This is a genomic window from Pseudomonas sp. GW704-F2, from assembly GCF_059423025.1.
Map to the genome: position 1 here is coordinate 21496 of NZ_JBWKXO010000008.1, position 25489 is coordinate 46984.

The 25489-nt window shown below is 60.2% G+C and carries 24 protein-coding genes; 14 read left to right on the forward strand and 10 right to left on the reverse strand.

Annotated elements, in window-relative coordinates:
• Window positions 1–19 precede the first annotated feature (19 nt).
• From AC07W0_RS08915 to AC07W0_RS08925, 3 genes are all read left to right on the forward strand, one after another.
• Window positions 20–1627, forward strand: a complete 1608-nt coding sequence (locus tag AC07W0_RS08915) for a bifunctional 3-(3-hydroxy-phenyl)propionate/3-hydroxycinnamic acid hydroxylase (protein ID WP_017846971.1) — start codon at window positions 20–22, stop codon at window positions 1625–1627.
• The gene (locus tag AC07W0_RS08920; protein ID WP_017846972.1) at window positions 1624–2403 is read left to right on the forward strand and encodes a 2-keto-4-pentenoate hydratase; all 780 of its coding nucleotides are present in this window, start codon (window positions 1624–1626) and stop codon (window positions 2401–2403) included. The genes AC07W0_RS08915 and AC07W0_RS08920 overlap by 4 nt, the downstream gene beginning before the upstream one ends.
• 76 nt (window positions 2404–2479) lie before the next feature.
• Window positions 2480–3421, forward strand: coding sequence for a helix-turn-helix domain-containing protein (locus tag AC07W0_RS08925; RefSeq protein ID WP_017846973.1), 942 nt, complete (start codon window positions 2480–2482; stop codon window positions 3419–3421).
• Between the two features lie 7 nt (window positions 3422–3428).
• On the opposite strand, the gene AC07W0_RS08930 is transcribed toward AC07W0_RS08925, so the two are convergent.
• From AC07W0_RS08930 to AC07W0_RS08950, 5 genes are all read right to left on the reverse strand, one after another.
• Window positions 3429–4349: an ABC transporter six-transmembrane domain-containing protein gene (locus AC07W0_RS08930; RefSeq protein ID WP_026140021.1), complete on the reverse strand. Its 921-nt coding sequence runs from the start codon at window positions 4347–4349 to the stop codon at window positions 3429–3431.
• A complete protein-coding gene (locus AC07W0_RS08935; RefSeq protein WP_017846975.1) occupies window positions 4337–4699 on the reverse strand; it encodes a hypothetical protein in 363 nt (120 codons plus the stop codon). The genes AC07W0_RS08930 and AC07W0_RS08935 overlap by 13 nt, the downstream gene beginning before the upstream one ends.
• Before the next feature lie 293 nt (window positions 4700–4992).
• A complete protein-coding gene (locus tag AC07W0_RS08940; RefSeq protein WP_102618304.1) occupies window positions 4993–6096 on the reverse strand; it encodes an ATP-binding protein in 1104 nt (367 codons plus the stop codon).
• Window positions 6093–6821 carry a response regulator gene (locus AC07W0_RS08945; protein ID WP_102618303.1) on the reverse strand — a complete coding sequence of 243 codons (729 nt, stop codon included), beginning with the start codon at window positions 6819–6821 and terminating at the stop codon, window positions 6093–6095. The genes AC07W0_RS08940 and AC07W0_RS08945 overlap by 4 nt, the downstream gene beginning before the upstream one ends.
• Before the next feature lie 189 nt (window positions 6822–7010).
• Window positions 7011–7838, reverse strand: coding sequence for an AraC family transcriptional regulator (locus AC07W0_RS08950; protein ID WP_046483329.1), 828 nt, complete (start codon window positions 7836–7838; stop codon window positions 7011–7013).
• A 185-nt stretch (window positions 7839–8023) separates the two neighbouring features.
• Here AC07W0_RS08950 and AC07W0_RS08955 point away from each other — a divergent pair, with 185 nt between their 5' ends.
• The 9 genes from AC07W0_RS08955 to AC07W0_RS08995 all read left to right on the forward strand — a co-directional run bounded on the left by AC07W0_RS08955 (window position 8024) and on the right by AC07W0_RS08995 (window position 17212).
• Complete coding sequence (locus AC07W0_RS08955; protein ID WP_026140023.1) at window positions 8024–9163, forward strand: ornithine cyclodeaminase family protein; 1140 nt, start codon at window positions 8024–8026, stop codon at window positions 9161–9163.
• 31 nt (window positions 9164–9194) lie between these two features.
• Window positions 9195–9617, forward strand: coding sequence for a RidA family protein (locus tag AC07W0_RS08960; RefSeq protein ID WP_017846980.1), 423 nt, complete (start codon window positions 9195–9197; stop codon window positions 9615–9617).
• A 57-nt stretch (window positions 9618–9674) separates the two neighbouring features.
• A complete protein-coding gene (locus tag AC07W0_RS08965; protein ID WP_102618302.1) occupies window positions 9675–10967 on the forward strand; it encodes an NAD(P)/FAD-dependent oxidoreductase in 1293 nt (430 codons plus the stop codon).
• A 34-nt stretch (window positions 10968–11001) separates the two neighbouring features.
• The gene (locus AC07W0_RS08970; RefSeq protein WP_102618301.1) at window positions 11002–11850 is read left to right on the forward strand and encodes an alpha/beta fold hydrolase; all 849 of its coding nucleotides are present in this window, start codon (window positions 11002–11004) and stop codon (window positions 11848–11850) included.
• A gap of 223 nt (window positions 11851–12073) precedes the next feature.
• Complete coding sequence (locus AC07W0_RS08975; RefSeq protein WP_102618300.1) at window positions 12074–14209, forward strand: TonB-dependent siderophore receptor; 2136 nt, start codon at window positions 12074–12076, stop codon at window positions 14207–14209.
• Between the two features lie 251 nt (window positions 14210–14460).
• Window positions 14461–14820, forward strand: coding sequence for a response regulator (locus AC07W0_RS08980; protein WP_017846984.1), 360 nt, complete (start codon window positions 14461–14463; stop codon window positions 14818–14820).
• Window positions 14820–15431, forward strand: coding sequence for a chemotaxis protein CheC (locus AC07W0_RS08985; protein WP_017846985.1), 612 nt, complete (start codon window positions 14820–14822; stop codon window positions 15429–15431). Before AC07W0_RS08980 ends, AC07W0_RS08985 begins: the two co-directional genes overlap by 1 nt.
• Before the next feature lie 12 nt (window positions 15432–15443).
• A complete protein-coding gene (locus AC07W0_RS08990) occupies window positions 15444–16772 on the forward strand; it encodes an ATP-binding protein (protein ID WP_017846986.1) in 1329 nt (442 codons plus the stop codon).
• 2 nt (window positions 16773–16774) lie between these two features.
• Entirely contained in the window at window positions 16775–17212 is a 438-nt protein-coding gene (locus AC07W0_RS08995; protein WP_017846987.1) for a response regulator, read from the forward strand.
• A 21-nt stretch (window positions 17213–17233) separates the two neighbouring features.
• Here the strand turns inward: AC07W0_RS08995 and AC07W0_RS09000 are convergent, their stop codons facing one another.
• The 5 genes from AC07W0_RS09000 to AC07W0_RS09020 form a co-directional block, all read right to left on the reverse strand.
• Window positions 17234–18040, reverse strand: coding sequence for a CheR family methyltransferase (locus AC07W0_RS09000; protein ID WP_017846988.1), 807 nt, complete (start codon window positions 18038–18040; stop codon window positions 17234–17236).
• Window positions 18041–18061: 21 nt separating this feature from the next.
• Entirely contained in the window at window positions 18062–18595 is a 534-nt protein-coding gene (locus tag AC07W0_RS09005) for a chemotaxis protein CheW (protein WP_102618299.1), read from the reverse strand.
• Window positions 18596–18637: 42 nt separating this feature from the next.
• Window positions 18638–20293, reverse strand: coding sequence for a methyl-accepting chemotaxis protein (locus AC07W0_RS09010; protein WP_102618298.1), 1656 nt, complete (start codon window positions 20291–20293; stop codon window positions 18638–18640).
• Between the two features lie 260 nt (window positions 20294–20553).
• The gene (locus AC07W0_RS09015) at window positions 20554–20772 is read right to left on the reverse strand and encodes a hypothetical protein (RefSeq protein WP_146013187.1); all 219 of its coding nucleotides are present in this window, start codon (window positions 20770–20772) and stop codon (window positions 20554–20556) included.
• A gap of 95 nt (window positions 20773–20867) precedes the next feature.
• Window positions 20868–21491, reverse strand: coding sequence for a hypothetical protein (locus AC07W0_RS09020; RefSeq protein ID WP_177429287.1), 624 nt, complete (start codon window positions 21489–21491; stop codon window positions 20868–20870).
• A 435-nt stretch (window positions 21492–21926) separates the two neighbouring features.
• On the opposite strand from AC07W0_RS09020, the gene AC07W0_RS09025 reads away from it, so the two are divergent.
• Both AC07W0_RS09025 and AC07W0_RS09030 read left to right on the forward strand, forming a co-directional pair.
• Complete coding sequence (locus AC07W0_RS09025; RefSeq protein ID WP_495029330.1) at window positions 21927–24821, forward strand: PAS domain-containing sensor histidine kinase; 2895 nt, start codon at window positions 21927–21929, stop codon at window positions 24819–24821.
• A complete protein-coding gene (locus tag AC07W0_RS09030; RefSeq protein WP_017846992.1) occupies window positions 24821–25450 on the forward strand; it encodes a response regulator in 630 nt (209 codons plus the stop codon). The genes AC07W0_RS09025 and AC07W0_RS09030 overlap by 1 nt, the downstream gene beginning before the upstream one ends.
• The last annotated feature ends 39 nt before the right edge of the window (window positions 25451–25489 follow it).

Here is a 25489-nt window from a genome sequence, read left to right on the forward strand (position 1 = left end):
AAGAAAGCGGTGACTAGCGATGAAGCAGGACAAAACCCAGGTGGTCATTGTCGGCGGCGGCCCGAACGGGATCACCGCCGCACACTATATGGGGATGTACGGTATCGACTGCGTCGTCCTTGAACTGGCCGACGGCATCCTGCCTTATCCCCGCGCAGTCGGCATGGACGACGAAGCGCTGCGCGTGCTGCAGGGGATCGGCATTGCCGAGCTGGCCGCACGTGACATGATCTGCGATGTACCGCTGCGCTATTACAACGCGCGTGGCGTGTGTTTCGCCGAGGTCAAGCCGAGCGTCGCGCAGTACGGTTGGCCGATGCGGAACATCTTCATGCAGCAATTGCTCGAAGGCACCCTGCGCGAACATCTCGTGCAGCACGCCAGCGTCCAATTGCGCCAGGGCCATGAACTGCTCGAACTGGAGCAGGACGAGCAGGGCGTGACCTTGCAGGTGCGCGATGCCCACGGCGAGCTCTACCAATTGCAGGCGGACTATGTGATTGGCGCCGACGGCGGGCGCTCCACCGTGCGCAAACAGTTGGGCGTCGAACTGCTCGGGCTCACGCATCCGCGCAAATGGGTGGTGGTCGATACGGCCAACGACACCCTGGATGCGCCGTACACCGCCCTGCATGCCGATCCGCAACGGCCCTTCGTGTGCATCTACCTGCCTTATCAGCAGCGGCGCTGGGAGTTCATGCTGCTGGAGGGCGAAGACGAAGCGAAAATGTGCGACGAGGCGACGATTCGTGAGCTGATTCGCGGCCATATCGGCGCGGCCGTGGATCAGTTGAACATCATCCGGATCCGCGCTTACACCCACCACTCCCGCGTTGCGGCGCGGTTTGTCCAGGGGCGGGTCGCGCTGGTCGGCGATGCGGCGCATATTTCGCCGCCCTGGGCCGGGCAGGGCCTCAATTCCGGCCTGCGCGACGTGGCCAACGTGGCCTGGAAACTGGCGGCGATCATTCAGGGCCGCGCGGCGCCGTCGATCCTCGCCAGCTACGACCAGGAACGCCGCGGCCACGCCACCGAGCTGGTGGCGCTGGCCGACAACATGGGCGCCGTGCTGGGGTTGACCAACCCGCTGATGGCCGGCGTGCGCGACTGGCTGTTCCAGGCGGTCAACAGTGTCGACAACCTGCGCTCGCACCTCTTGGAATTCAAGTTCAAACCCAAGGCCACCATCACCCAAGGCCTGGTCTATCACGAGCGTGCCGAGCTGCGCGAAGACGATTTGGTCGGGCAACTGTTCGTGCAGCCTTATATCGAAGATGCCCAGGGCCAACGTCGGCGCCTCGACGACATGCTGGGCAACTCGTATGCCGTGCTGGGTTACCGCACCAATCCCCGGGCGCCACTGAGCGAGGACATGGCCGCGTATTGGGCGCGTTGGAACACGCGCTTTATCCAGGTCAACCGTTCGCGCAGCGGCGTGGGGCGCAACCAGCCGCTGACGGCGATGGACGCGATCAGTGTGGAGGACGTGGATAACCGGCTGGCCGAGTGGTTCTCCAAGGTGCGCGACTGCATCGTCGTGGTGCGTCCGGACCGCTTTGTCGCGGCCATTACCACCCCAGAGCGGCTGGACGGTGTATTGCGCAAGCTGGCGGAGCAACTGTCATGAGCACGCCCGACGATGTACTCGGCCAACTGCGCCAAGCGAGGCTCAGCGCTCATGCCATAGCGCCTTTGGCACCGCAGGCGCTGGACCGGCAGCAAGGCTACGCGCTGTTGCGCCAGACCCTGGAGCGACGCGTGGCCGCCGGGGAGAAACCGAGCGGCTGGAAGGTCGCCTTCGCCGGCCGCGCCGCGCAAGCACGCTTTGCTCTCGACGAACCGGTGTACGGCGGCCTCACGGAGGCGATGCAGGTTGAGCCGGGGAGTGCGGTGCCATTGGCGCGGCTGATCCAGCCCAAGCTGGAGGTCGAACTGGCGTTCGTCTTCGGGCACGCGCTGGCGCCGGGGGACTACCGCGACCAGGACATTCTGACGGCCATCGCCGAGGTGGCGCCCGCGTTCGAAATCGCCGACTGCCGATGGCAAGGCTGGCGTTTCGGGCTTGGCGCCTTCCTCGCCGATAACGCGGCAGCGGGGCTTTACTGTGTGGGGCCGAGGTCGCCGTTCGAGCCGCAACAGCATGCCTGCGTGCCCTATCGTCTGGAGCACGAAGGGGTTCACCTGGGCAGCGGCGATACGCAGGCTCGGGAAGACAACCCCCTGTTCAATCTGTGCTGGTTGGTGCGCCGGCTCCTGGCGGACGGTCACCGTATCGAGGCTGGGCAGGTGGTGCTGTCGGGCGCGTTGCTGGCACCGATCGATATACAGCCGGGAACCTATCGTCTGCAGATGCTTGGCACGGAACTGGCTTTGATTTTCCGGGCGGACACTGTGCCCGTGTGAATGCCAGCTGCCGTCAGGGATGACTGAGCCCCCTTCAGGCCAATGACCAGACACAGGCCGCCGAGGAACGACGAATATGCTCGCTGAAGTCCGAACCTTCAATGATCCTCAACAGCACGCCGGCTCGATCCAGGGCTGGCAGCAGATCTACGACCAACTGGGCCGTGGCTGCCTCACCAGTGAACTGCGCCAGTTGTCCTGCGATCGCTTCCAGATCTTCCAGGAGGTGCTGGACAAGCGAGTGGTGCAGCATGGTTCCTCGCCCAAAGGCCGGTTGTGCGCCGCCATGTCATTGGGCAGCGCACCGGTGGTGCAAGGGCAGCAAGTGGACGCGCAGAGCGTGGTGCTGCTGCGCGATTCAGAGGAGTTCGTATTGCATGCCCCGGAAGGCACGCATTTTTTCGCGATTAACGTCGACGCGGTACGCTTTGCCAAACTGGCGGCTTTCGAGTTATCCGGCGAGCAGCTTAAACGCCTGACCACTGTGTCTCAGCTGCGTGTGGATGAGGCGTTACTGCTGCGTATACACCAGCGTATTCACCCGTTGTTTCGTCACCTTTTGGAACATACCGACGCGATCAGCGCCGTCTCGGAAAAGATCCTGGAAGATGAGCTGCTCGGCACCTTCCTGGACCTGTTCACCCATGCCAGCGATGAGGTGCGTTGCCGACGCGGCAATTTCGCCGTCAGTGCCTACCTGGTCCGGCGTTGCCAGGAGTTGATCGTTGCCAGTGGCGATACCCCGTTGAGCATCCTCGATCTGTGCGAGCAATTGCGTGTCAGCCGCAGGACCCTGCAGAACAGTTTTCAGGCGGTGACTGGCCTGCGCCCGGTCGAGTACCTGCGCAATCTGCGCCTCAACGCGGTCCGGCGGCGGTTGATCGCGACCGCGGCCAGTGAGAAAAACGTCGGTGAGGTCGCCGTGGCCATGGGCTTTTTTCACCTGAGTCACTTCGCGGCGCATTACCGCGAATTGTTTGGCGAGTCGCCCTCGGAAACGCGCAGGGCCGAGCGCTGATGCGCGATCAGTCCGCCGCCTCGCCAAGCCCTGGGTTCACGCGCTTGCCGATGTCCTTGAGCCGCGCCAGTTGGTCGATCATCGCGGGGGCTTCATCCAGGCAACTGACGAAGGTCCACAGGTAAGTCATCACCGCATAGATATGCCCGGCTTTTACGGCCGGTGACAATGCCAGTTGCGTGATAGCAACCACAAACAGTAGCGCCGCCAGAATGCCAATGGACAGGAAGGCGATGGCCTCACGGTCCGACAAGCGGATCCGCAGTCGCGACAGCAGGCGATAATGACGGTGCAGGGTATGCGCGCCGACGGCTTCCACCATGCCGATTTCCTTTTCCAGGCGATTGTTCAAGCGCTCATGCAAGCGCTGGTTACGTCGGGCGAAGCCGGGCATCACGGTGACGCACAGCAGCAGCGCGAGCAGGCATGCCACGCCAACCCAAGGCTCGATCACCAGCAACATGCCGGCCGCGCCAATGATCGAGACCAGCGCGGTGGCGATGATCGGCACGTGCTTCTCGAAAAAGTCGACGAAGTCCCGCGCCAGCACCACCCGCGCCGCCGCCTTGGACGTGCTCTGGCGTTCCAGGCGCTGATTGAGGATCACCGGCACCGCAAGATCGGCGTAGATGCGCGTAAAGGTGCGCGTATCCAGCGCGCGCCGCGCCGCCCCCACCACCCAGAACCCCAGCACCACGCCGGCATAGAGCAATGCGCTGGCGGCATCGCCACGGATGATCGAGTCCACGGCAAACCCGGCGAACAGCGGGTAGGCGAGCAGCAGTGCATTTTCCAGCGCCACCAGCGACAAGGTCGCAAACAGCTTGCCGGGGTAGGCCCTGGCAATGGCCTTGAGGGTCTGGCTGGCGGATTGCTGACCGAGCTTTTTGCTTTCTTCGAGCACAATCCTAGGGGTTACGGACGGCATGGGCCACCTGTCGAGCGCATCATGGGAGGATAGATACCGCGGGCGACGCCGAGCAGATAGCGCGCCTCCTCGGTCATCAATAACAAATTGATCTGCACTTCTTCGATAACGATTTCCATGGCGATCAATATGCAAATGGCCGGCGCTGTAATCAGCCAGTGACAATAAGACTGTGTGATCAACGACGCGCACACACCAATCAACCACAACGCCAATACGCAATGCGGCGCGTACTTCTGCAGGGGAATCCAGAAGCGCTGCAACTTTCGCAGTTTGAGTGTGTAGAGCGTCAGTGACGCTTCCAGCTGTTTGGAGTCAACAAGGGGGCGAGCGGAATGCAGAGTCGGCATAACAGTTGTCCGCGTAAAACATTGAACGTCATTTGCCAGGTGTTGCTTCATTGTCCCGGCGCCCGTGGCCTGGAAGGGTTTGATTGAACCAGGCAAGATTGATTGCTGTGATTTCGACCCATTCGCCCTGAGTTGGCATCCTTTCGCAGCTCTTGAACGCGATACAACATCCTTGTGAGTTCAGTAAGGCAAAGTGGCGATATTTCGTGGCTCTATTAACTATAAAAATAGAGAGGCGCATGCCATCACCTTTGTCGGTTTGAATATTCAAGCGAGTTTGGCGTTATATGCAGTTACACCTCAGTAGACTCCGTGTCGGTATCCAGGCTCTGCGTTGTTGTTGGCCAACTGAGTTCAAACACGGTGCCGCCATTAATCGATGTCCGACAGCTCACCGTGCCGCCATGGGCGATGGCAATCGCGCGCACCACGGCCAGACCCAGCCCACTGCCTCCCTGGGCACGGGAGCGAGAACTTTCGCCGCGCTGGAACGCATCGAAAATATACGTCGCGAAAGCGTCGTCCACCCCCGGCCCCTCATCCGTGACTCTCAGGAAGTTGCGCGAGTGTTGGCTGCCGAGTTGCACCCAGACGTTGCCTGGCGTCGCATGCCGGCGGATGTTGTCCAGCAGCGCTAGCAACGCCTGGCGAATCCGCGCGCGGTCACAGCGTATCGGCCCCTTGAGCAGGTCCAGGTGCAGCACGAAGCCGGCGCTGCGCAGGCTCGATTCGAACAACCGTGCTTCGGCTTCCAGGTCGGTGGCCAGGTCGGCGTAGTCGGGTTCGAGCTTGAGGTAGCCGCTGTCTCCCAGGCCGACCACGCGCAGGTCTTCAACCAGGCGCGTCAACCCTTCCACTTGCGTCAGCAGGCTGTAGAACTGCGCGGTATCCGGCTCGAACACACCTTCGGCCAGCCCCTGCAGGCGGCCGCGCAAGATGGTCAGCGGCGTGCGCAACTCATGGGCGATCGCTGCGTTCCAGAACGCCTGTTCTTCGGCCATGCGTTTCAATCGGTTGGCCATGCTGTTGAAGTCATCCACTAATAAGGCGGCTTCGCCCAAGGATTGATCCGGCGCCACTGCGCGGGCATCCAGGTCGCCATCGGCCAGCCTGCGCAGGCTGCCCGCCACCGAGTTCAAGGGCATCAGAATGCGCCGGGACAACTTGATCGCCGCTGCGACGCCGACACCCAGGCTGACGCAGGTGATCAGGCTCATCCAGGCCCACTCCATGCCGCTGGGCAGCCACTCATCCATTTCCGCGTCGCTCAGCGGAGCAAACGACCACAGCAGCCCATAAAAGACATAGGTCCCGACAATCGCCAGGGTTATCACACACAGGACCACGGCCGACATCGACAGGATAATCTGCCGACTCAAGCTGTTGGCGCCTTTCATGGCAGGCTCCCGAACCGGTAGCCGACCCCGCGGATACTGGCCGGTACGCCTTGCAGTCCGAGGTCCTCGATTTTCCTGCGTAATTTGCTGATATGGCTGTCGACCGTGCGCTCCAGGCTGTCGCTCTCGGGCGAGCAGAGGGCCAGCAACTCGGCGCGGCTGAACACGCGTCGGGGCGCCTTTGCCAATTGCGCGAGTAACTTGAATTCGGTCACGGTCAGGTTCAATGGGTGTTTCTGCCCGTCGATGCTGACGCTCACGTCATGGTTGTCGATGTCGATTTCGAAGGCGTCCACGCGCAGCACGCTGCGCCCCGTCAAATAGCCATTGTCGACGCAGCGGCGCAGCACCGCCTGGGTTCTGGCCACGACCTCGGCCGGGTTGAATGGCTTGACGATGTAATCGTCGGCGCCAATACGCAGCCCCATGAGTTTGTCCACGTCCTGGTCCTGTGCGGTCAGCATGATGACCGGCGTGTTGCCGCGGTGACGAACCTCCGCCAGTACCATCCAGCCATCCAGTTTCGGCATCAGTACATCGAGCAGCACCAGGTCGGGCTTGAGCGTTTGGTGCAGTTCGAGTGCGCGACGGCCATCCTGCGCATGCGCGGTTTGAAAGCCGGCGCGTTTGAGATAGGCCGTGAGGATGTCGGCGATTTCCGGTTCGTCTTCGGCGATCAGGATCAGTGCCTGATTAGCGGTTGATGTAACGAGTGATTCGGTCATGTTCTGCTCGGTCGATGTGCCCTGTGCTGCCGGACAATGCTGCAACGGCGCGCGGTTTTCTGGCAACGGGTTGGATGATGCACGGCAAGCATGCACTTTCAGCGTAGGCTTTATGGAGAAATGATGGAGACGCAGGTTTATTTTTCGTCGCGCGGGGGAGGGGGGTGAACGCTGCCTGATGCGGCGCGTTCAGGCGAAGCTGATGCGGTCGCTGTAGGCGTTCTGCACAATTTTGCGCTGGTAGTCACAGGGTGTCGTACTGACCAGCTTCTTGAAGTCGCGCAGGAAGTGTGACTGATCGGAGAAGCCCAGGTCCAGCGCCAGTTCCGAGAAGGATACATCGTGCTGGGTATTCAATGTTTCCAGGGCCGCCTGGCAGCGAATGATGCGGCAAAAGATCTTCGGCGACATGCCGGTGTCCTGGCTGAACTGGCGATGGATGGTGCGGCTGGTGTAGCCGCTGAGGTCTTCAAGTTGCTGAATGCGCAGGTCACCGCGATGCACCAGGGCCTGTTGAATCACCATCGCCGTCAGTTTCGAGGTCCTGCCCATCAGGCGCGGGGCCAGGTAGTCATTGAACAGCCTCATCTGCTCTTCCAACCGTGGGGTTTGCACGATGTTCTCGAACATGCGCTGGGCAAACCCCGAGACCTTGAGCAGATCCAGCTCCTGTTCGGTCAGGTCCGCGGCCAGCACATTGATGAAGCCTGGAATGACCCCCGGTGAAAAGCGCACACCAAAGTAGTGATGATGCTGATGCAGTTCGACGCGCTGCGCCTCCAGCGGCGTGCCGCAGATCCGCACGGTGGGACGTGTGGTATCGCAGTCGAAAACGATGTCCACGCAGCCATCCGGCACCGCCAGCACGTCGGTCGATTGGGCGACATCGAAGGCATAGAAATGCGAGATCGCCGGGTGCTCGGAAGGCATCACCGAATACCGCGATGAGTTGAGTACGAACCAGGGTTGTTCGTAGGCGGTTGGGTGCCGCGGCCTCGGCGCACACAGGTTGACCATGACGGAACCTTCGATTGGCAATATGCGCGAATATTCAGGCATTTATCGCGCCAACTCAGGTGCCCGCGGCAAGCGCCGATGTCCGAAATTTACAATACCGCCGATAAGCCCAGCCCGATACTCGGACTCGACAGCGTGGGAGCCGCGCCTACCGCAGCGATATCACCTTCAGCCCGAGAATAATTATGTCCACGACTACAAAAATAGACTTCATCTACCTGTCCGAGCAGGACATGATCCGCGCTGGCGTCACCGACATGCTTGCCTGTGTCGACACCATGGAAGAGATGTTCGGCCTGCTGTATATCGGCGATTACCGCATGGCGGGCCCGAACAACGATTCCCACGGCGCGATGGTGATTTTCCCCAAGGAATCACCATTCCCGAACATGCCCAAACCCACCGCTGACCGACGCATGATGGCGATGCCGGCCTACCTGGGCGGCAACTTCTGCACCGCCGGCGTGAAGTGGTACGGCTCCAACATCGCCAACCGCGACAAAGGCCTGCCGCGCTCGATCCTGATGTTCACGCTCAACGACCCCGACACGGGCGCACCGCTGGCGCACATGTCGGCCAACCTGCTGTCGGCGTATCGCACCGGCGCGATTCCCGGCGTGGGCGCGCGCCACCTGGCCCGCAAGGATGCCAAAGTCGTCGGCCTGCTGGGCCCGGGGGTGATGGGCAAGACCACGCTGGCCGCTTTCATCGCGGTGTGCCCGCAGATCGATACCTTGAAGATCAAGGGACGCGGCGAGAAAAGCCTCAACGATTTTATTGCCTGGGTAAAGCAAACCTACCCACAGGTGACCACGATAAAAGTCGTCGACACTCTCGAAGATGTGGTCCGCGACGCCGACCTTGTTACTTATTGTAGCTCCGGTGAGGTCGGCGACCCCTCGAACTACCCAATCGTTAAGCGTGAGTGGGTCAAACCGGGCGCCTTCATGGCGATGCCGGCGTCCTGCTCCCTGGATGAAGGCATGGAGAGCTCCGAGGTGCGCAAGGTGCTGGATAACACCGGCCTCTATGAAGCCTGGTTCGAAGAGTTGCCCAAGCCCGCGCACCACTGCGTACCGGTGATCGGTGTGCGGTTCATGGACATGATCGCCGAAGGCAAGATGCAGCGCGACGAGCTCGAAGACATCGGCAAGATCGTTGCCGGCGATGCCCAGGGCCGCCGGAACGATGAAGAGATCATCATCATGTCGGTGGGCGGCATGCCCGTGGAAGACGTGGCCTGGGGCACGGTGGTGTACCGCAATGCCATCGCAAAAGGCATCGGCGTGAAACTGAATCTGTGGGAAACCCCCGCGTTGCGCTAAGCCACCCTTATCCATCTGAAGAGGCAACGACATGACCAAAATCATCAAGCTCAAGACCGGTTCCCCGTTTGAAGACCAAGCCAGCTATTCACGCCTGGTGGTGGTGGACAACTGGATCTATGTCTCCAATACCGCAGGCCGCAACCCGCAAACCAAGTTGATCCCCGAGGACATCCTCGAACAGACGCATCAGGTATTCGCCAACATCGAAACGGCCCTCGCCGCCGTCGACGCCAGCCTGGCCGATGTGGTGTGCTCGCGGGTATTCATCCAGGACCCCAAGGACGTTCCGGCGGTCATGGGCCTGATCGGCGAGAAGTTTCGCGGTGTCGATCCGGCCAGTACCGTGACCTGCCCGCCGTTGGGCTCGACGGTCTACAAGGTGGAACTGGAAGTGACGGCCTATCGCAACGCCTCCAAGGCGCAGGTCGAAGTCATCCGCCTGTCGCAATGACCGCTACGCGGCCGTGCGCTTGCGCGGCCGACCTCAATCGCTCACAGAGTCTTGATCATGGCCCCGACTATAGCGCCCGTGAACACGTCAACTACGTTCCCCTTCGCGACGTCCGTCGTCATCATTGGCGGCGGGATCATCGGCTTGACGGCTGCGCTGACATTGGCCGAACGCAATATCGCGGTGGTGGTGCTGGAAAAAGGCCGTATCGCCGGCGAGCAGTCCTCACGCAACCTCGGCTGGGTGCGCAAGACCAGCCGGCACGCCGCCGATATCCCCTTGGCCCTCGCCGCAGATCGCTTGTGGGCGCAGATGCCTGAGCGGGTCGGCGCCGACGTCGGGTATCGGCAAGAGGGCATCATGTTCCTGGGCCGCAACGAGGCGCAGATGGCGATGCATGAAAGCTGGCTGAAATCGGTCGAACATCTGTCCCTCGACTCGCGGTTGCTGAGCCAGCGCGAGATCGCGCAACGGGTGCCGGGCGGCGTGGCTGACTGGGCCGGCGGTATCTTTACGCCGTCTGATGCGCGGGCCGAGCCGACCCTGGCCAGCAGTGCGATCGCCAAGGCGGCCATGGCCAAGGGCGTGGTGATCATCGAGCAGTGTGCGGTGCGTACACTGCAGATGTCCGCCGGTAAGGTCAGTGGGGTGGTCACTGAAAAGGGTGAGATTCGCTGCGATCAGGTATTGCTGGCCGGGGGGATGTGGTCGCGGCGCTTTTTGGGCAACCTCGGCGTGGCGTTGCCGACCTTGGCCTTGACCTGTTCGGTGCTGCGCACACATCCGATGGACGGGCCTACGGAGATCGCCGTGGGCGCGCCGGACTTTTCCTTTCGCAAGCATAAGGACGGCGGTTTCATCATTACCCAACGCGGCAAATTGGACGCCTACCTGACCCTCGATCACCTGTTGCTCGCCAAGCAATACATGCCGCAGTTTCGCGCGCAGCGCAGCGTTTTGAACGTGTCGCTGGGCAAGTATTTCTTTAACGACCTGGCGCTGGCCCGGCGTTGGTCGGCCGACAGTATCAGCCCGTTCGAACGGGTACGGGTGCAGGACCCGGCCGCCAACCCGCGGCTCAACAACGATGCGATGAACAACCTCAAGGCCGCCTGGCCGGTATTCGAGCAGGCGCGGATCGCCCAGGCCTGGGCGGGCACCATCGACGTGACGCCGGACTCGAACCCGGTGGTTGGGCCGGTCGCGCAAATTCCCGGGTTGACCGTCGCCACCGGTTTCTCGGGGCACGGTTTCGGTACCTCGCCGGCGGCCGGCCATCTGGCGGCGGATATCGTCAGCGGGCATACCCCGATCATCGATCCGAGCCCGTATCGTTTCGATCGTTTCTAAGCCGGCCCAAGCCCAGCCTTCATGGAGCACAACGATGTCGCCTGCCAGCTGTTTTTTTACTAATCGCACAGGCTTGCGCCTGCATTTTCTGCAATGGGGCGAGCCGAGCGGCGTGCCTCTGGTTCTGCTGCACGGCTTGCGGGCCTATGCGCAGACCTGGGAGTCGCTGGTGCAGGCGTTGGGCCCCGGTTACTGCGTTTACGCCCTGGACCAGCGCGGTCGCGGGTTGAGCGATTGGGCCACGCCGAGCAGCTACCACACGCAATCTTATGTGGAGGATGTGGAGGAATTTGTCGCCCACCTCGGTTTGCAACGCTTCGTGTTGCTGGGGCATTCGCTGGGTGGCGCCAATGCTCTTGAATATGCACGGCAAAACCCAGGGCGTTTGCACGGGCTGATCATCGAAGACATCGGTCCCGGCTCCTCGAGCCAGGGCGACGGCGCGGCGCGTATTCGCCGTGAAATGAGCCAGACGCCGTTGCACTTCGACAGTTGGGCGAGCGCCCGCGCTTTCTGGCAGGCGTCGCGCCCGGGCTTGTCGGAGCAGGGCCTCGCTTCCAGGCTGGCGCATTCGATGAAAGAGCACGAAGGGCTGATCAGTTGGCGGCACGATCAGCAAGGCATCGCCGAGGCGCGCCTGAGCATCGAGCCGACCGACCTGTGGCCGGCGGTGCGGGCCTTGGACTGCCCGACGCTGTTCATTCGTGGCGGGCGTTCGGACTTCCTGCCCACCGCGACGCTGCAGGCGATGCGTGACAGCAATCGGCAGGTGCAGACGGTGGAAGTCGCGCACGCCAGTCACTATGTCCACGACGATCAGGGCGAGACGTTCAACCGGCTGGTCGCTGACTTTCTCGCCAGCCTCACGACTCCGAGCCCTTGAAGGCAAGCGCGCCAGCACTGCCGTGGCAGGCGGCCATGGCAAAAGCGAACCACTCTAGCGAGTGGTTTTTTTTGCCTGGATTTTTACGCGGTTGATACAAAGCTGATACGCAAAAAACAGTTAATGAGAATCCATGTCATGCGCGAATGGTTTGGTATATCATGCGCCGCGAATTCTTGGCAGGTTTGCCTGCGCGTCGGCTCATCCATGAGGTCCAACATCCATGCGTCACACCCTGATTTCCCTCTGCGTGCTTCAGGCGTTTACTCCTTTTGCCTGGGCGCAGGTTGCCGCCTCTGAACAAAGCAGCCTCGAGTTGCAGGCGACCACGGTCACCGGCGAAATGGACTACGAGACGGCTCAAGGGCCGGTCAAGGGCTACCGCGCAACACGTTCAGCCAGTGCGACCCGCACCGACACTTCGATTCATGAAACGCCGCAGTCCATCAGCGTAGTGCCCAAGGACGTGGTCGAGGACATTGGTGCGACTCGCCTGCAGGAAGCCCTGGACTACGCGGGCGGCGTCGGCCGGGCGAACAACTTCGGCGGGCAAGGGCTTACCAGCTTCACCGTGCGGGGCTTTACCACTGCCGAGTTCTACCGCAACGGTTTCCCGATCAACCGCGGCTACCCGAGCATGCCCGACGCCAACAGCATCGAGCGCCTTGAAGTGCTGCGCGGGCCGGCGACCATGCTGTATGGCCGTGGCGATCCCGGTGGCACCTTCAACGTGGTATCCAAGCAGCCGCTGGCCGAGCCCACGGTCACGCTGGGTAGCCAATTGAATGATCAGGGCATGAAGCGCGGCACCCTCGATGCGTCCGGCCCGCTGGATGAGCAAGGCGCGCTGGCCTATCGTCTGAACGTGGTGGGCGAGGGCGGCGACACCTTCCGCGACCATGTCTCGAGCGAACGCTACGGCGTGACCCCGGTGTTGACCTGGCAGGCCAATGACGCCACCAAGGTGATCTTCGAAGGCGACTTCATGCGTAACAATCGCCCGCTGGATCGCGGCCTGACACGCTTCGCCAACCAGCGTGGGACGCCGTCCCGTGACACCTTCTGGGGCGAGAAGTACGCCGGCGACCTGCACAACGATAACAACATGGCCCAGTTGCGCTTCGAACATCTGCTCAACGACAACTGGACCCTGGGCGGTGGTTTCCAGTGGCTGGACGGGACGATGAAGGGCAATGGTGTCGAGGCCAACGGCGCGACCAGCCTGGATGCCGATGGCCGCACACTTCAGCGCAACTTCAACTACCGCAAGCTGGAATGGACCGACAAGGACTACCAACTCAACCTGACCGGGCACTTCTCCACCGGCGGCTTTGCGCACACCTTGCTCACTGGCATCGAATACGAAGACTACGACTACAAGTCGATCATCCAGCGTTCCAGCGGCGTGGCGGGGACCTTTCCGATCGATATCTACAACCCGGTCTACGGCCAGCCTCGTCCGGCGCTGACCCGCACGCCGACACACGATAAAGAAAACCTCAAGACCTACGCGGCCTTCGTTCAGGACCAGGTGGCACTGACCGAGCGCTTGAGAGTCCTCGCCGGTGCGCGCTTCGAGCGCTTCGAGCACGATTACGAGTCCTACGTACCCGGTGTCAGAAGCTGGAACGCCGCCGACAACGCCGTCACCCCGCGCGTCGGCGTGATGTATGACCTCACCGACACCGTCGCGCTCTACGCGGATGCCGCGCGCTCGTTCAAGCCCAACACTGGCGCCAGTCGTCAGGGCGGTGGGTTCGATCCGGAGAAGGGCAAGTCCTACGAGATGGGCGTGAAGTGGGAAGCGCTTGACCGACAGCTGAGCGTCGATGCGGCGATTTACCAGATCGAGAAGAAAAATGTCCAGGGTGTCGACCCCTTGAACTCCGACTTCAATGTCGCGACGGGCCAGGTCCGCAGCCGCGGCTTTGATCTGAACGTGGCCGGCAACCTGACGCCCGAGTGGCGGATGATCGGCGGTTATGCCTATGTGGATGCCGCCGTCACCAAGGACACCACTGTCCGTACCGGAACGCGTTTGGCCAACATTCCGCGCAATAGTTTCAGCCTGCTCAACGTGTATGAGTTCCAGGATGGCGCGCTCAAAGGCTTGGGCCTCGGCGCCGGTGGCAAATACGTGGCCGAGCGTGCCGGGCAGACGGCCAACAACACGTTCGCGATGGACGCTTACACGGTCGTCGACCTGCTCGGTTACTACAAGGTCAACGAAAAGGTCAGGCTCAACCTGGACGTGAAGAACCTGTTCAATCGCGAGTACGAAGAGGGCTCGTTCTTGAACTTCTACGCCTACCCTGGCGAGCCGCGCACGGTGCAAGTGGGTATTTCCTACACTCTGTAGCGCGGTCAGCGCCCGGTGCGATGTGCCTCGTCGCTTGATCCGGTGGTATGCCGGGCGAAGATCACGCAGCCACACTTTTTGGCGGCCTGTAGGGAAACCCCTACAGGCTCCGAAAATCCCTCGCGCAATATCAGGATTGGATGATGGCTCTTTGCTAGATGTCGGGTTAGAGTGATTAAAAGGTTCTTGCGAATCTTCGTTTCTGCGACCCCTCCCGAGGCTGCAGGACACTTCATAATGTGGAGTGCATCATGAAAGTCCTAATCGCTGATGACTCATCCATGTCCCGCAAGCTGGTCTTGCGTTCCCTGCCAGAATCACTGACCGAAGATGTTCGCCAGGCCTGTAACGGTGCCGAGGTGATGGAGGCGTATCACGCCGGTTTGGTGGACCTGCTTTTTCTCGACCTGACCATGCCGGTCATGGATGGCTTCCAGACCCTTGAGGCGCTCAAGCGCGAGGACGCGAATGTGGTTGTCGTGGTGATCAGCGCCGACATCCAGCCGCTGGCCAGGCAGCGCGTATCCGATCTGGGCGCTGCTGCATTCGTCGCCAAGCCGGTTACGGCGCAAGCTGTACTCAATGCCTTGCACGTCATAGGGGTACTTTGATGGAAACCTTGGCCGCGCTAACCGAAGACCAACGTGACGCCTTGCAGGAATTGATGAACATTGCCATGGGGCAGGCCGCCGAACGACTGGCCCGGCTGACCAACACCATGGTTACGCTTTCGGTTCCTTTCATTCACCCTCTGATCCGGGAGCAGGACAACCTGTTGATTCCGGACCATCTTCGTCGAAGCTCCATGATCGTCACCCGCCAGTCGTTCCTGGGGGAGCTACGCGGAGAGGTGTTCGTTTGCTTTGGTTCCATGGGGGCCGACAAGCTCGCCGAATTGCTCGGCTATAGCGACGGCGGCCCTGCGCAGCAGGAAGAACTGATGCTGGATGTCACCAACATCCTGTCCGGCGCCTGCATCAGTGGCCTGGCCAAGCAGGTGGCGATACAAGTGAGCTACGACGCGCCGTCGATTCTGGTCCACAGAGAAGAGTCCACGAACGCACTGGATGAATTGAACCTGAACGAACACCTGGCGATGGTGTTGGAAATCCGTTTCGAGGTGCAGGCTCATCAATTCTCCTGCGACCTGCTGATCTGTATCACCGAACGTACAGCAGGCGTTGTGGTCCGGGCCATCGATCGCTTGCTCTATGAGCTTTGAAGGGGCGTCTTCATGACAGACAACAAGGCAATTTCCCGGGAAACCCTTGAGTCGATGCTCAAGGCCATCAACATGGGCGTGCTGCTGGTCGACCATGACTGCAAAGTGCTGTTCTCCAACCACTTCATGTCCATCAACAGCGGCCGCAGCGCCGAAGAGCTCGTCGGTCGCACGCTGTTCGAAGTGTTTCCGGAGCTGCCCGAGGTCTGGACCCGGCAGAAGATCAACAGCGTCGTCACGCTGCAGAACTTTGCGTTCACCTCCTGGCAGCAACGGCCGCACCTGTTCAACTTCGAAAGCACCCGGCCGATCAGTGGCTTGGTCGGGCACATGTATCAGAACTGCACCTTCTTCCCGGTGCAGGACGCCGATGGCGGCAGTCTGGGGGTGGGCCTGGCGATAAGCGATACGACCGACACCGCTGCCCGCCAACTCGAACTGACGCACCTCAACGAGTTGCTGGAGGAGGAAAAGAGCGCCCAGGCGCTGCTGATCGCACGGCTCGAGGAGGCTCAGGCGCAGTTGCTGCAGTCCGAGAAAATGGCTGCGATTGGCCAGCTTGCGGCGGGCGTGGCCCACGAGATCAATAACCCGATCGGCTTTGTGTGCTCCAACGTCAACAGCCTGCGGCGTTACCTGGTGGATCTTTTCGCATTGCTCGACGCCTACGAACAGGCCAGTGACGAAAAACATGCGCAGGCTCATCCCGAGCTTGCGGCCATGCGGGACAAGGCGGATTACGACTTCATGCGGCAGGACATCGACGAGCTGATCGTCGAGTCGGTCGAGGGGCTGGACCGGGTCACTCGTATCGTCAAGGACCTGCGCGAGTTCTCCCATGTCGACAGTTACGAATGGCAGTTGGCCGATCTGCACAAGGGGCTGGATAGCACCCTCAACGTTATCTGGAACGAGATCAAGTTCAAGGCTCAGGTGATCAAGCGCTACGGCGATATCGAGCCTATCGAGTGCATGGGCTCGCAGATCAATCAGGTGTTCTTGAATCTGCTCATCAATGCGAGCCATGCCGTGGGCGTTGATGGCGAAATCATCATCAACAGTGGCAGGGAAGACGGCGGTGTGTTCGTCGAGGTCGTCGACAACGGTCACGGCATCCCGCTGGACATCCAGAACCGGATATTCGAACCGTTCTTCACCACCAAGCCGGTAGGCATGGGCTCGGGCCTGGGCCTGTCGCTGTCGTACAGCATCATCGTCAAGCACCATGGAAGGCTCACCGTCGAAAGTGAACCGGGCCGGGGCAGTTGCTTCCGCGCTTGGCTCCCGTTACGTCAGCCCCAGGTACAGGCCCACGCTACCTCTGCCGTTGAAGGATGCTGAGCATGAACACCACCGAGTTGAGCGAAAAACGCTACACCGTCATGCTGGTGGACGACGAAGAAAGTATCCTCAACAGCCTGCGCCGCTTGCTGCGTGGCAAGCCTTACGATTTGCTGCTGGCCACCAGTGGCGCGCAGGCGCTGAGCCTTTTCGAACTGCACCCCATAGACCTGATCGTCTGCGACGCGCGCATGCCGTTCATGGACGGCCCGACCCTGCTCCGTGAGGTGCATAAGCGCGATCCGCACTGCATGAATATCCTGCTGACCGGTTATGCCGACATGAGCATGATCACGCAGGCACTCAGCGATGGGTACATTTTCCGCTACATCAGCAAACCCTGGAAGGATGAAGAGCTTCAGCTCACCCTCGATGAGGCTTTGGAAATGCAATGTGTGCTGCGTGAACGTGACAACCCGAAGAAGCTCATCAGCGAATAGTGGCTCGACAGCTTCGGCGCCTCACGGTTTTTGATAAATCGAAGGCGCCACCAGCTTGAACGCATCGCTGACGCCGTTCAGGCTTTCCGAATGACTGATCATGAAATAGCCGCCACGTCGCAGGAATGGGAGCAGGCGACTGACTACTTTTCGCTTGGTCTCCTGATCAAAGTAAATCATCACGTTGCGCAGGAAAATCACATCGAATTCGCCCAATTGGGGCAGGGTTTCGATCAGGTTGACTTGCACGAAACTGACCCGCTGGCGCAGGGATTTATCGATCAGGAAGGTGCCTTCCTGCTGGCCGATGCCCTTGAGGCAGTATCGACTGAGCAAGGACTGCGGCAGTCTGTTGGCGCGTTCCATCGGGTAATGCCCGTTCCGGGCCTTGGCCAGTACCTGGGTGCTGATGTCCGATCCGATGACCTCCCAGGGCGTGCTGCGCAGGGTTTCGGCAAGGGTCATGGCCAGGCTGTAAGGTTCTTCGCCCGAGGAGCTGGCCGCGCTCCACACCCTGAAGGTCTTGCCTGGCGACGCGAAGGGCAATACCCGTTCGCGCAGGAACTCGAAGTGCTTGGGTTCACGAAAGAAATACGTTTCGTTGGTGGTCAACAGGTCCAGGGCGAACTGCAGTTCGTCGGGGTTCTCCTTGCCCATTATCATTTTGAAATACGCGCCGTAGCTCTCCAGTTCATGGAACTGCAGGCGCTTGAACAGACGCCCGGCAACCAGGGCCTTTTTCATGGGTGACAAGTGGATGCCCGCTGCACCATAGAGCCAGGACTGGAACTGGGTGAATTCACGATCTTCAAGATTGATCTGTTTCAATCCGAACTCCTTGTTCGTGACTTACAGGTCCTGGAGGCTGGGGCTGTCACCGGCGTCCGCCAGTTGAGACATTTCATCCATCGATAACACCTTGTCCACCTGCAAAACGATGACGAACGTGCCGGCGACCTTGGCCATGCCGCTGATGAAGTCAGGGCGAATGCGCGCGCCAAAGCTGGGGGCCGGCTTGATCTCGTCCGCCGGAATTTCCAGTACCTCTGACACACTGTCCACCAGAAGCCCGATATCCTGGGCCTGGTGGTCCTCGCTGCTGGCTTCGAGGATCACCACACAGCTGCGTCGATTCACCTTCGTGCATGGCTGCCCGAACCGTGCCTTGAGGTCCAGCACCGGCACCACGGCACCTCGCAGGTTAAGCACGCCGCGCACGAAGTCGGGCATCATCGGCACCGGAGTCACGTGTCCGTACTCGATGATTTCCTTGATGCCCTGGATATCGATGGCGAACATTTCGCCGCCCAGCAGGAGCGTCAGGTACTGCGCCTCCTGCTTTTGAATCGCCGTCGGCTGTCGGGTATCGGTTAACGCGCCCATGTCGCTCTCCTGCATGAAAAAAGCACCGCGTCCGGTTTGCGCTTAGAACCGCGTGAACTCGCTTTCGTCGGGGCCTGCGCTCTTGAGGAAGGTTTTGTGCGGGACCGCTCGCGGTGCCCGCGCCATCGCACGCGATACGCTGCTTGCCTGGCTGGATTTGCCCAGTGTGACGTTCGATGCCTGATCGCTTGCGTCCAGCCTGAAAAAACTCATGGCCTGCTGCAACTGTTCGGCCTGGGTACTCATTTCTTCGGCGGTGGAAGCGAGCTCTTCGCTGCTGGAGGCATTTTGCTGAGTGACCTGGTTGAGTTGGTTCATCGCCGAATTGATCTGCGCCACGCCGGCTGCCTGTTCTTCGGAGGCGGCCGTGATTTCCTGGACCAGATCGGAGGTCTTGTTGATCGACGGCAGCATCTCGCCAAGCAGATGGCCGGCCCGTTCGGCCATTTCGACACTGCTGGTGGACAGCTCGCCTATTTCCAGAGCGGCCACCTGGCTGCGCTCGGCCAGTTTGCGCACTTCGGCCGCCACCACCGCGAAGCCCTTGCCATGTTCGCCGGCTCGCGCCGCTTCGATGGCGGCGTTCAAGGCCAGCAAGTTGGTCTGGTAGGCAATGTCATCGATGATGCTGATGCGTTGCGCGATTTTTTTCATCGCCTGCACCGTCTGCTGAACAGAGTCGCCGCCGTCTCCTGCTTCCTTGGCTGCCTTGCTGGCCATGCCGTCGGTTATCTTGGCGTTCTCGGTGTTCTGGTTAATGCTGGCACTCATTTGTTCGATGGACGCACTGGTTTCTTCGACGCTTGCGGCTTGTTGGCTGGTGGTCTGGCTGATGGCCTGGGCGGTAGCGCTGACTTCCTCCGACGCGCTGGCCAGACCGTCGGCGGCATTGCGCACCTCACCGATAATCTGCGAAAGCTTGCCGACCATGGCCTGCATCGCCGTGAGCACACGCCCGGTTTCGTCCTTGGAGCCACCTTCGATCTTCACGGCCAGGTTACCTTCGGCCAGTTGGCTGGCCACATCCACGGCCCTTTTCAGCGGGGTGGAAATGATGCGTGAAATAAACAACGCCAGCGCGATACCCACCAGCAAAGCCACGAGTACCGCGGCGATGATGGACAGTCGCGCATTGGCGTAGATTTCGTTACCGCGTTGATTGGCTGCCGTGGCTCCGGCGTCGTTGAGGTCGATGAGTTTTACCAGGTCGCTGGAGATCTGTTCGAAGTCCCGTTTCGAATCCCCTTTGAGAATGACACTGGTCTGTTCCTTCAAACCCTGCCGGGACTCGGCCAACAGGTTCTTGCTGGTGTTGAGGTAGCTGTTCCAGTTGGTCTTGAGCGTATCGAACAACGCCTGTTCCACCGGGCTTGAGATCAGCTCTTTTTCATAGCGCGCCATGCGGGTCTCGACTTCCTTGCGGGCATCGACGATCTCCTGTTCATATTGCGCCTGTTCCGTCGGGCTGTCGGCCATCAGATAGCGCAGTTCCGTGACCCGATAGTTGGCGACAAAAAAACGAATGCCGGAGACAACCCGTACCGAAGGCAACCAGTTGTCGCGCATTTCAGTGGCAGTTTCGTTAACCAGGCCCAACTGGATGATGGCGAACACGCCCGTCATGGCCGTCAGCACCAGCACCAGCAAGAACGAAGTGATGAGCTTGGTAGCTATCCTTAAATCGTAGAACCATTTCATTGAAAGGCCTCTCCATGTGCGGTGCGGTTGGCTGAATTGCCGGGTTTGCTATCGTTCGAGGAATAAACAGCGGTTTGCCCAGGCGTTTGCTGGGCGCGTTGCCTGGTTGTCGGCGCGCCAGTCGCTCAATAGCAGGGCGCATGCGCCACAGGCAGCGGGTACGAGCGGTAAGCGGAAAAAAGTGCGAGCCTGAGGAAGCGGCTGCAAGTTGCTGTATGACGACATAGGTTCCTCCCTGAATCAGTAAATAGCGATCCTTCTCACATCAGCCTATCGGCTCGGGCCAAGATCAACTTGAGCGCAGAACAGGTCAGTCGTCGGTCAGCGGTAAAATAATTCGGTTTTACCGGGGCGGTAAGTAAGGGCTGTAATAAAAAACGGCCAGGCAGCGGTGGTTTATATAATCGGTAGACGACTGGCGCAGGCGTGGCGTTATATAAATAGCGCGCAATCGCCGCGTGCGAGTCCTTCAAAGTCATGATTGCCTCCTGGTTTCTTTGTCCTATCCAGGTTTCTAAAGCCTTGGAACTCATAGGTTTTTCTATCAAGTAACGCTGCAGAACTTCTTGGTTTTCTACACCTTCTGCAACGACTCGGTAGCCGATATTTTGAAGTTATGCAGAATACGTTCGCAAATTTGCTCAGGGCCCGGCTCATTCATTGAGAATGAAGCCGAATCGCGTCGGACTGATTTTATAAAGCAAGCAATTATTGGGTAGCACTTTTGTAGGCGCGACGTTATCGCCAGGATCAAGTCTTGTGCAAAGATATAACCCGGTGCCTTGACTATATCGTTGAGGACTTTCGGCGTAATGACGTCGACTGCGTCAATCTCGTATGCGCTGTTTACCCGGTTCGTTTGATGTATATCTTCCTCAAACCTCAATCGATTAAACAACCCGGTGGGTTGGTCTATGAAGTTACGAGCGCGCCTGTTGCAGATACGCATCGTGACCCGTTCAGCGAAGTCATTGAGCATGCCTCTGTCCAACTCGCTCATGGGCGCGCGCGTGACAGTGTCAATAATGCAGAGCTCATCGACGATTGAGGCCCGCGTGACCGGCGCGTTGAAGTACGCCGAGGTGATTGCGGCGATTTTGTCGAAGACTTCGTCGGAGTCGCTGCCCACGGGGCAAAATTTGGCGACCTCTTTTAGCCTTTCAGCTTCATTCGACGGAATAGGAGCGCCTTCGCCCATGATGACCCTCGCAATTGCTTGGTTCTACCTACAAGGTATCAGGTGGTGATGTCATTATGATATCATTTTTTCATTCGCTGCAAGGCTCAAAGGTCTGCGCCTCGGCGGTGCGGGTGAGCATAGACAAGAAGTGATGCAAAACCCGCGGCCGCCCATGTGTATTGACTTGGATCATCTCCTGTAGCGCCTTCTCTTCTATCGTGCTGCAGCTCTTCGAAGCCTGATATTGGGCTACAGTTCGAGCAAAGGATTGAGTCGTGGGTCTGAAGGCGCTTTAACGCGAGATAGACAAGTTGGCGGTGAGGGTCCGTGCTCTCGTAAAAAGGTCAATGTTCAGGCGTTTCCGATTTCCAGCGCTGCGTAGAAGGTTGCTAGGCGTTTTACCCGCCTTGCAAATATCGTTAAGTCCGTTCAACGACCGAGGGCACAGGGATGATGGCTCGCGACGCACAGGCAGTGGCTGACGACGATACGTTGCGAACCCTCGAGAGTGTGCTCGGCTGTCTGTCCATTGCGGTTGTGGCGCTGGACCGCGCCGCTCGGGTTGTCGCCGGCAATTCCGCGTTCGCCCATCTGCAAGTTCAAAATGGCGTTTCTCCGACAGCGGGCGGCGAGTTCATCGCCCTCCTGCGGCCCGAAGACCATGGGCTGTTTTATGCCGCGCTAGAAACGGCCGCAGGGAACACGCGGGCTGGTTTCGCGGCATTGAGCAGAGGGGCGTGCGGGCTGGACTTCTCCCTGACGCTGTGGCGCGATGCGTATTTTATTGTCGAGGTCGTTGCCCGCCAGGGCGCGTCGGCCCCGCCATCCGAAACCGAAAGCTACGCGCAGATCCCGCTCAGGTCGATTTTCGATTCCTCCGGTACCGGCCTGGCGCTGGTGTCGCTGGACGGTCGTTGGCTACGGGCCAATGGCGTCATTTGCACATTGCTTGGGTATAGCGAAGCGCAGTTGCAAACCACCACGTTCATGGCACTGACCCACCCCGAGGACCGTGAGGTCGGCAAGCAGTTGATCGACGAACTCAAGCGCGGTGCAAGGTCGGGCGCGACGTTGCATAAACGCTATATCCATCGCGACGGGCGGGTGGTGTGGGCGCGGTTGACCGTGGGAATGGTGCGGGACGATCAGGGGCAGCCGCTCTGCTTTGTGTCCCAACTGGAGGACATCACCGAGAACTGGCAGCTGCGCGAAACGCTGGTGGGCAGCGAACTCAAATTTCTCACCCTCGCGGAAAGTTCACCCAACATCATCGTTCGCTACAACCGCAACCTGTTGCGCACTTACGTCAACCCGGCCTTTTTGCGCTTGACCGGCATGTCTTATGACGAGTCGATAGGCGGGAGCCCCGACGAGGACGCGGGTGACTATATCAGCCAGCTGCGCCATGTCGTTGCGACGGGCGAAACCGCGCAATTCCTCGACAGTTGGACCTTCGCGGACAGTACCGAGTTGGTCAGTTGTGCGGTCAGCCTGACGGCCGAGCGCAGCCCGACAGGCGAGGTGATCGGCGTGTTGGCGCTGGCCCACGACATTACCGAGTTGTGCAAGCAACAGGTCCTGGAAGACGCGCGCTTGGGGATTTTCGAAAAAATGGCGACGGGCGCGCCCCTGGAGGAAACGCTCGGGCTCCTGGTGGACTATCTGCAATTGGCCTTGCCCCATCGGTCCTGCCGGGTGCAACTGGTAGCGCCGCTCGCCACTGGCGCGGTGATGAATACGGCGTCTGCCGTAGGCTGGTCCGAGCCGATCGTGGACAAACAAGGCCACGTCCTCGGCACTTTCGAGTTGTCCCAGGCGTCCGGCACCGGGCCGGATGAGAGCGACATCCTGCGCGTGCGCCAGACCTGTCATATTGCGGCGATCGCGATCGAACGCTGGCAGTCAGAGTCGTTGCTCCGCGAGCGCGAGCGTCGTTACCGTGACATTTTCGACCATACCCTGGACATGCTTTGCCTGCTGGAAATGACGGCGGTCGGTTGCCTGCGTTGTGTCGAGGTCAACCCGGCGTTGTTGCGCGCGCTGGGCAAACCGCATGCCGACGTTATCGGTGAGCCGCTGGAGTTGATCTTTGGTCGGTTGGGCGCGCAAAAAATCCAGGCGCTTTGTGAGCAATGCACAAGCGCCGGGCGGGTGGTTGAGTCGGATGAGGGCATGGTGCTTCGCAACGAAGTCCGTCAACTGCACTTTACGCTGGTGCCGGTGGCGGATTCAGGGCGTGTGGCGGCGCGGATATTGGTGATCAGCCGCGACATTACCCTGTTGATCAGGGCCCGGCAGAAAGAACTCGGACGCCAGCACGACATCAACGCACTGGTCGAAAACAGCCCGGACGCTATCGCTCGGTTGAGTGCTCATGGCGAAGTGCTCTACGTCAATGCACAGTTGCGAAGATGGGTGGGCGGGGCCTGGCCGGAACTGATGGGCATGCCCATGGACGCGGTGGCGCCGCTGAACCACCAGTCTCAGCTGTTTCGCGAATTGGTGGCCCAAGTGATTCAGGAAAATAAAGCGACGGAGCAGGAGTTTCTGCTCTCGGGGTTGAAGAGCGCACCCAAAGTGGTACTGATCCACTTTGTTCCAGAGGTCGACGGCCAGCGGGTCGTGAGTGTGCTGGCGGTGGGGCGCGATATTTCCAGATTGCGGGCTGCCGAGCGGCGCCTGGCCAACTCCAATGCACAATTGCGCGATCTGTCGACCCGTCGCGAAACGGCGCGGGAAGAGGAGCGCAAACTGATCGCCAGGGAGATCCATGATGAGCTGGGCCAGCACTTGACGGCACTGCGCATGGGGATATCACTGTTGAGGTTTCAATTCGGCGCCTCGACGCCCGAGCTGACCCCGCAGGTCGAGCGGCTGATGGTGCTGACCGACAAGACGATCCAGGTCGTGCGTGATGTCTCCACCAGCCTGCGACCGTCCGCGTTAAACCTGGGGCTGGTTTCCGGTCTTGAGTGGCTGACCACCGAGTTCGTCACCTTGACCCGGGTTCCCTGTGTGTTACACCTGCCGTCGATTCCCCTGATGCTCCCCGATACCCACGTCACCGCCGCGTTTCGCATCGTGCAGGAGTCGTTGACCAATATCGCGCGTTACGCCGAAGCGACACAGGTCAGCGTCACCCTGAGCCCGCAGGAAACCAACTGGCTGCTGGAGGTCCAGGATAATGGCAAGGGGTTTGACCCCGACGCCGTCACCCGGCAGACCCTGGGGTTGGCCGGGATGCGTGAGCGTGGCCTGATGTTGGGCGGCAAAGTGATTGTTTTCAGCCATCCCGGACAGGGCACAACAGTCCAGGCATTCATTCCGATGCACAAGGATACGTATTAATGATTCGCATGCTGATCGCCGATGACCACACCATCATGCGCGAAGGGCTCAAGCAGTTGTTCATGCTGGTCGCCGATGTCCAGGTGGTGGCCGAAGCCGAGAGTGGCACGCAAGTGATCGAGCTGTTGCGCCAGGTCGAGATCGACCTGCTGCTGCTCGATATGAACATGCCGGGTATCAGCGGCGAAATCCTGATCGCCCGCCTGCATACCCAGTACCCGGAGCTGCCGATCCTGGTGTTGAGCATGCATAACGAAATCCACATTGCGCAACGCGCACTGCGCGCTGGTGCGCTCGGCTACCTCACCAAGGACCGCGACCCCGAGACCCTGTTGGTTGCCATGCGACGAGTGGCCAGCGGCCAACGTTACCTGGACCCGGCGCTGGCAGAGCAGATTGCCCTGCAAAGCAGTGGCCTGAAGCAACAGACCTACGTTGAAAGCCTGTCCGATCGCGAGTTTCAGATTCTGCGCTTGCTGGCTCATGGCATGAGCGTCAACCAGATCGCCGAACAGTTGGTCATCAGCAACAAGACGGTCAGCACCCACAAGACCCGGCTCATGGAAAAGATGGGGTTCGGCTCTACGGCGGACATTGTGCGCTTCGCCATGACCTTGGGTATTTCGTGAGCAACCCCCTTGTGTAGGGATTTTCCTACCTTGGTTGCC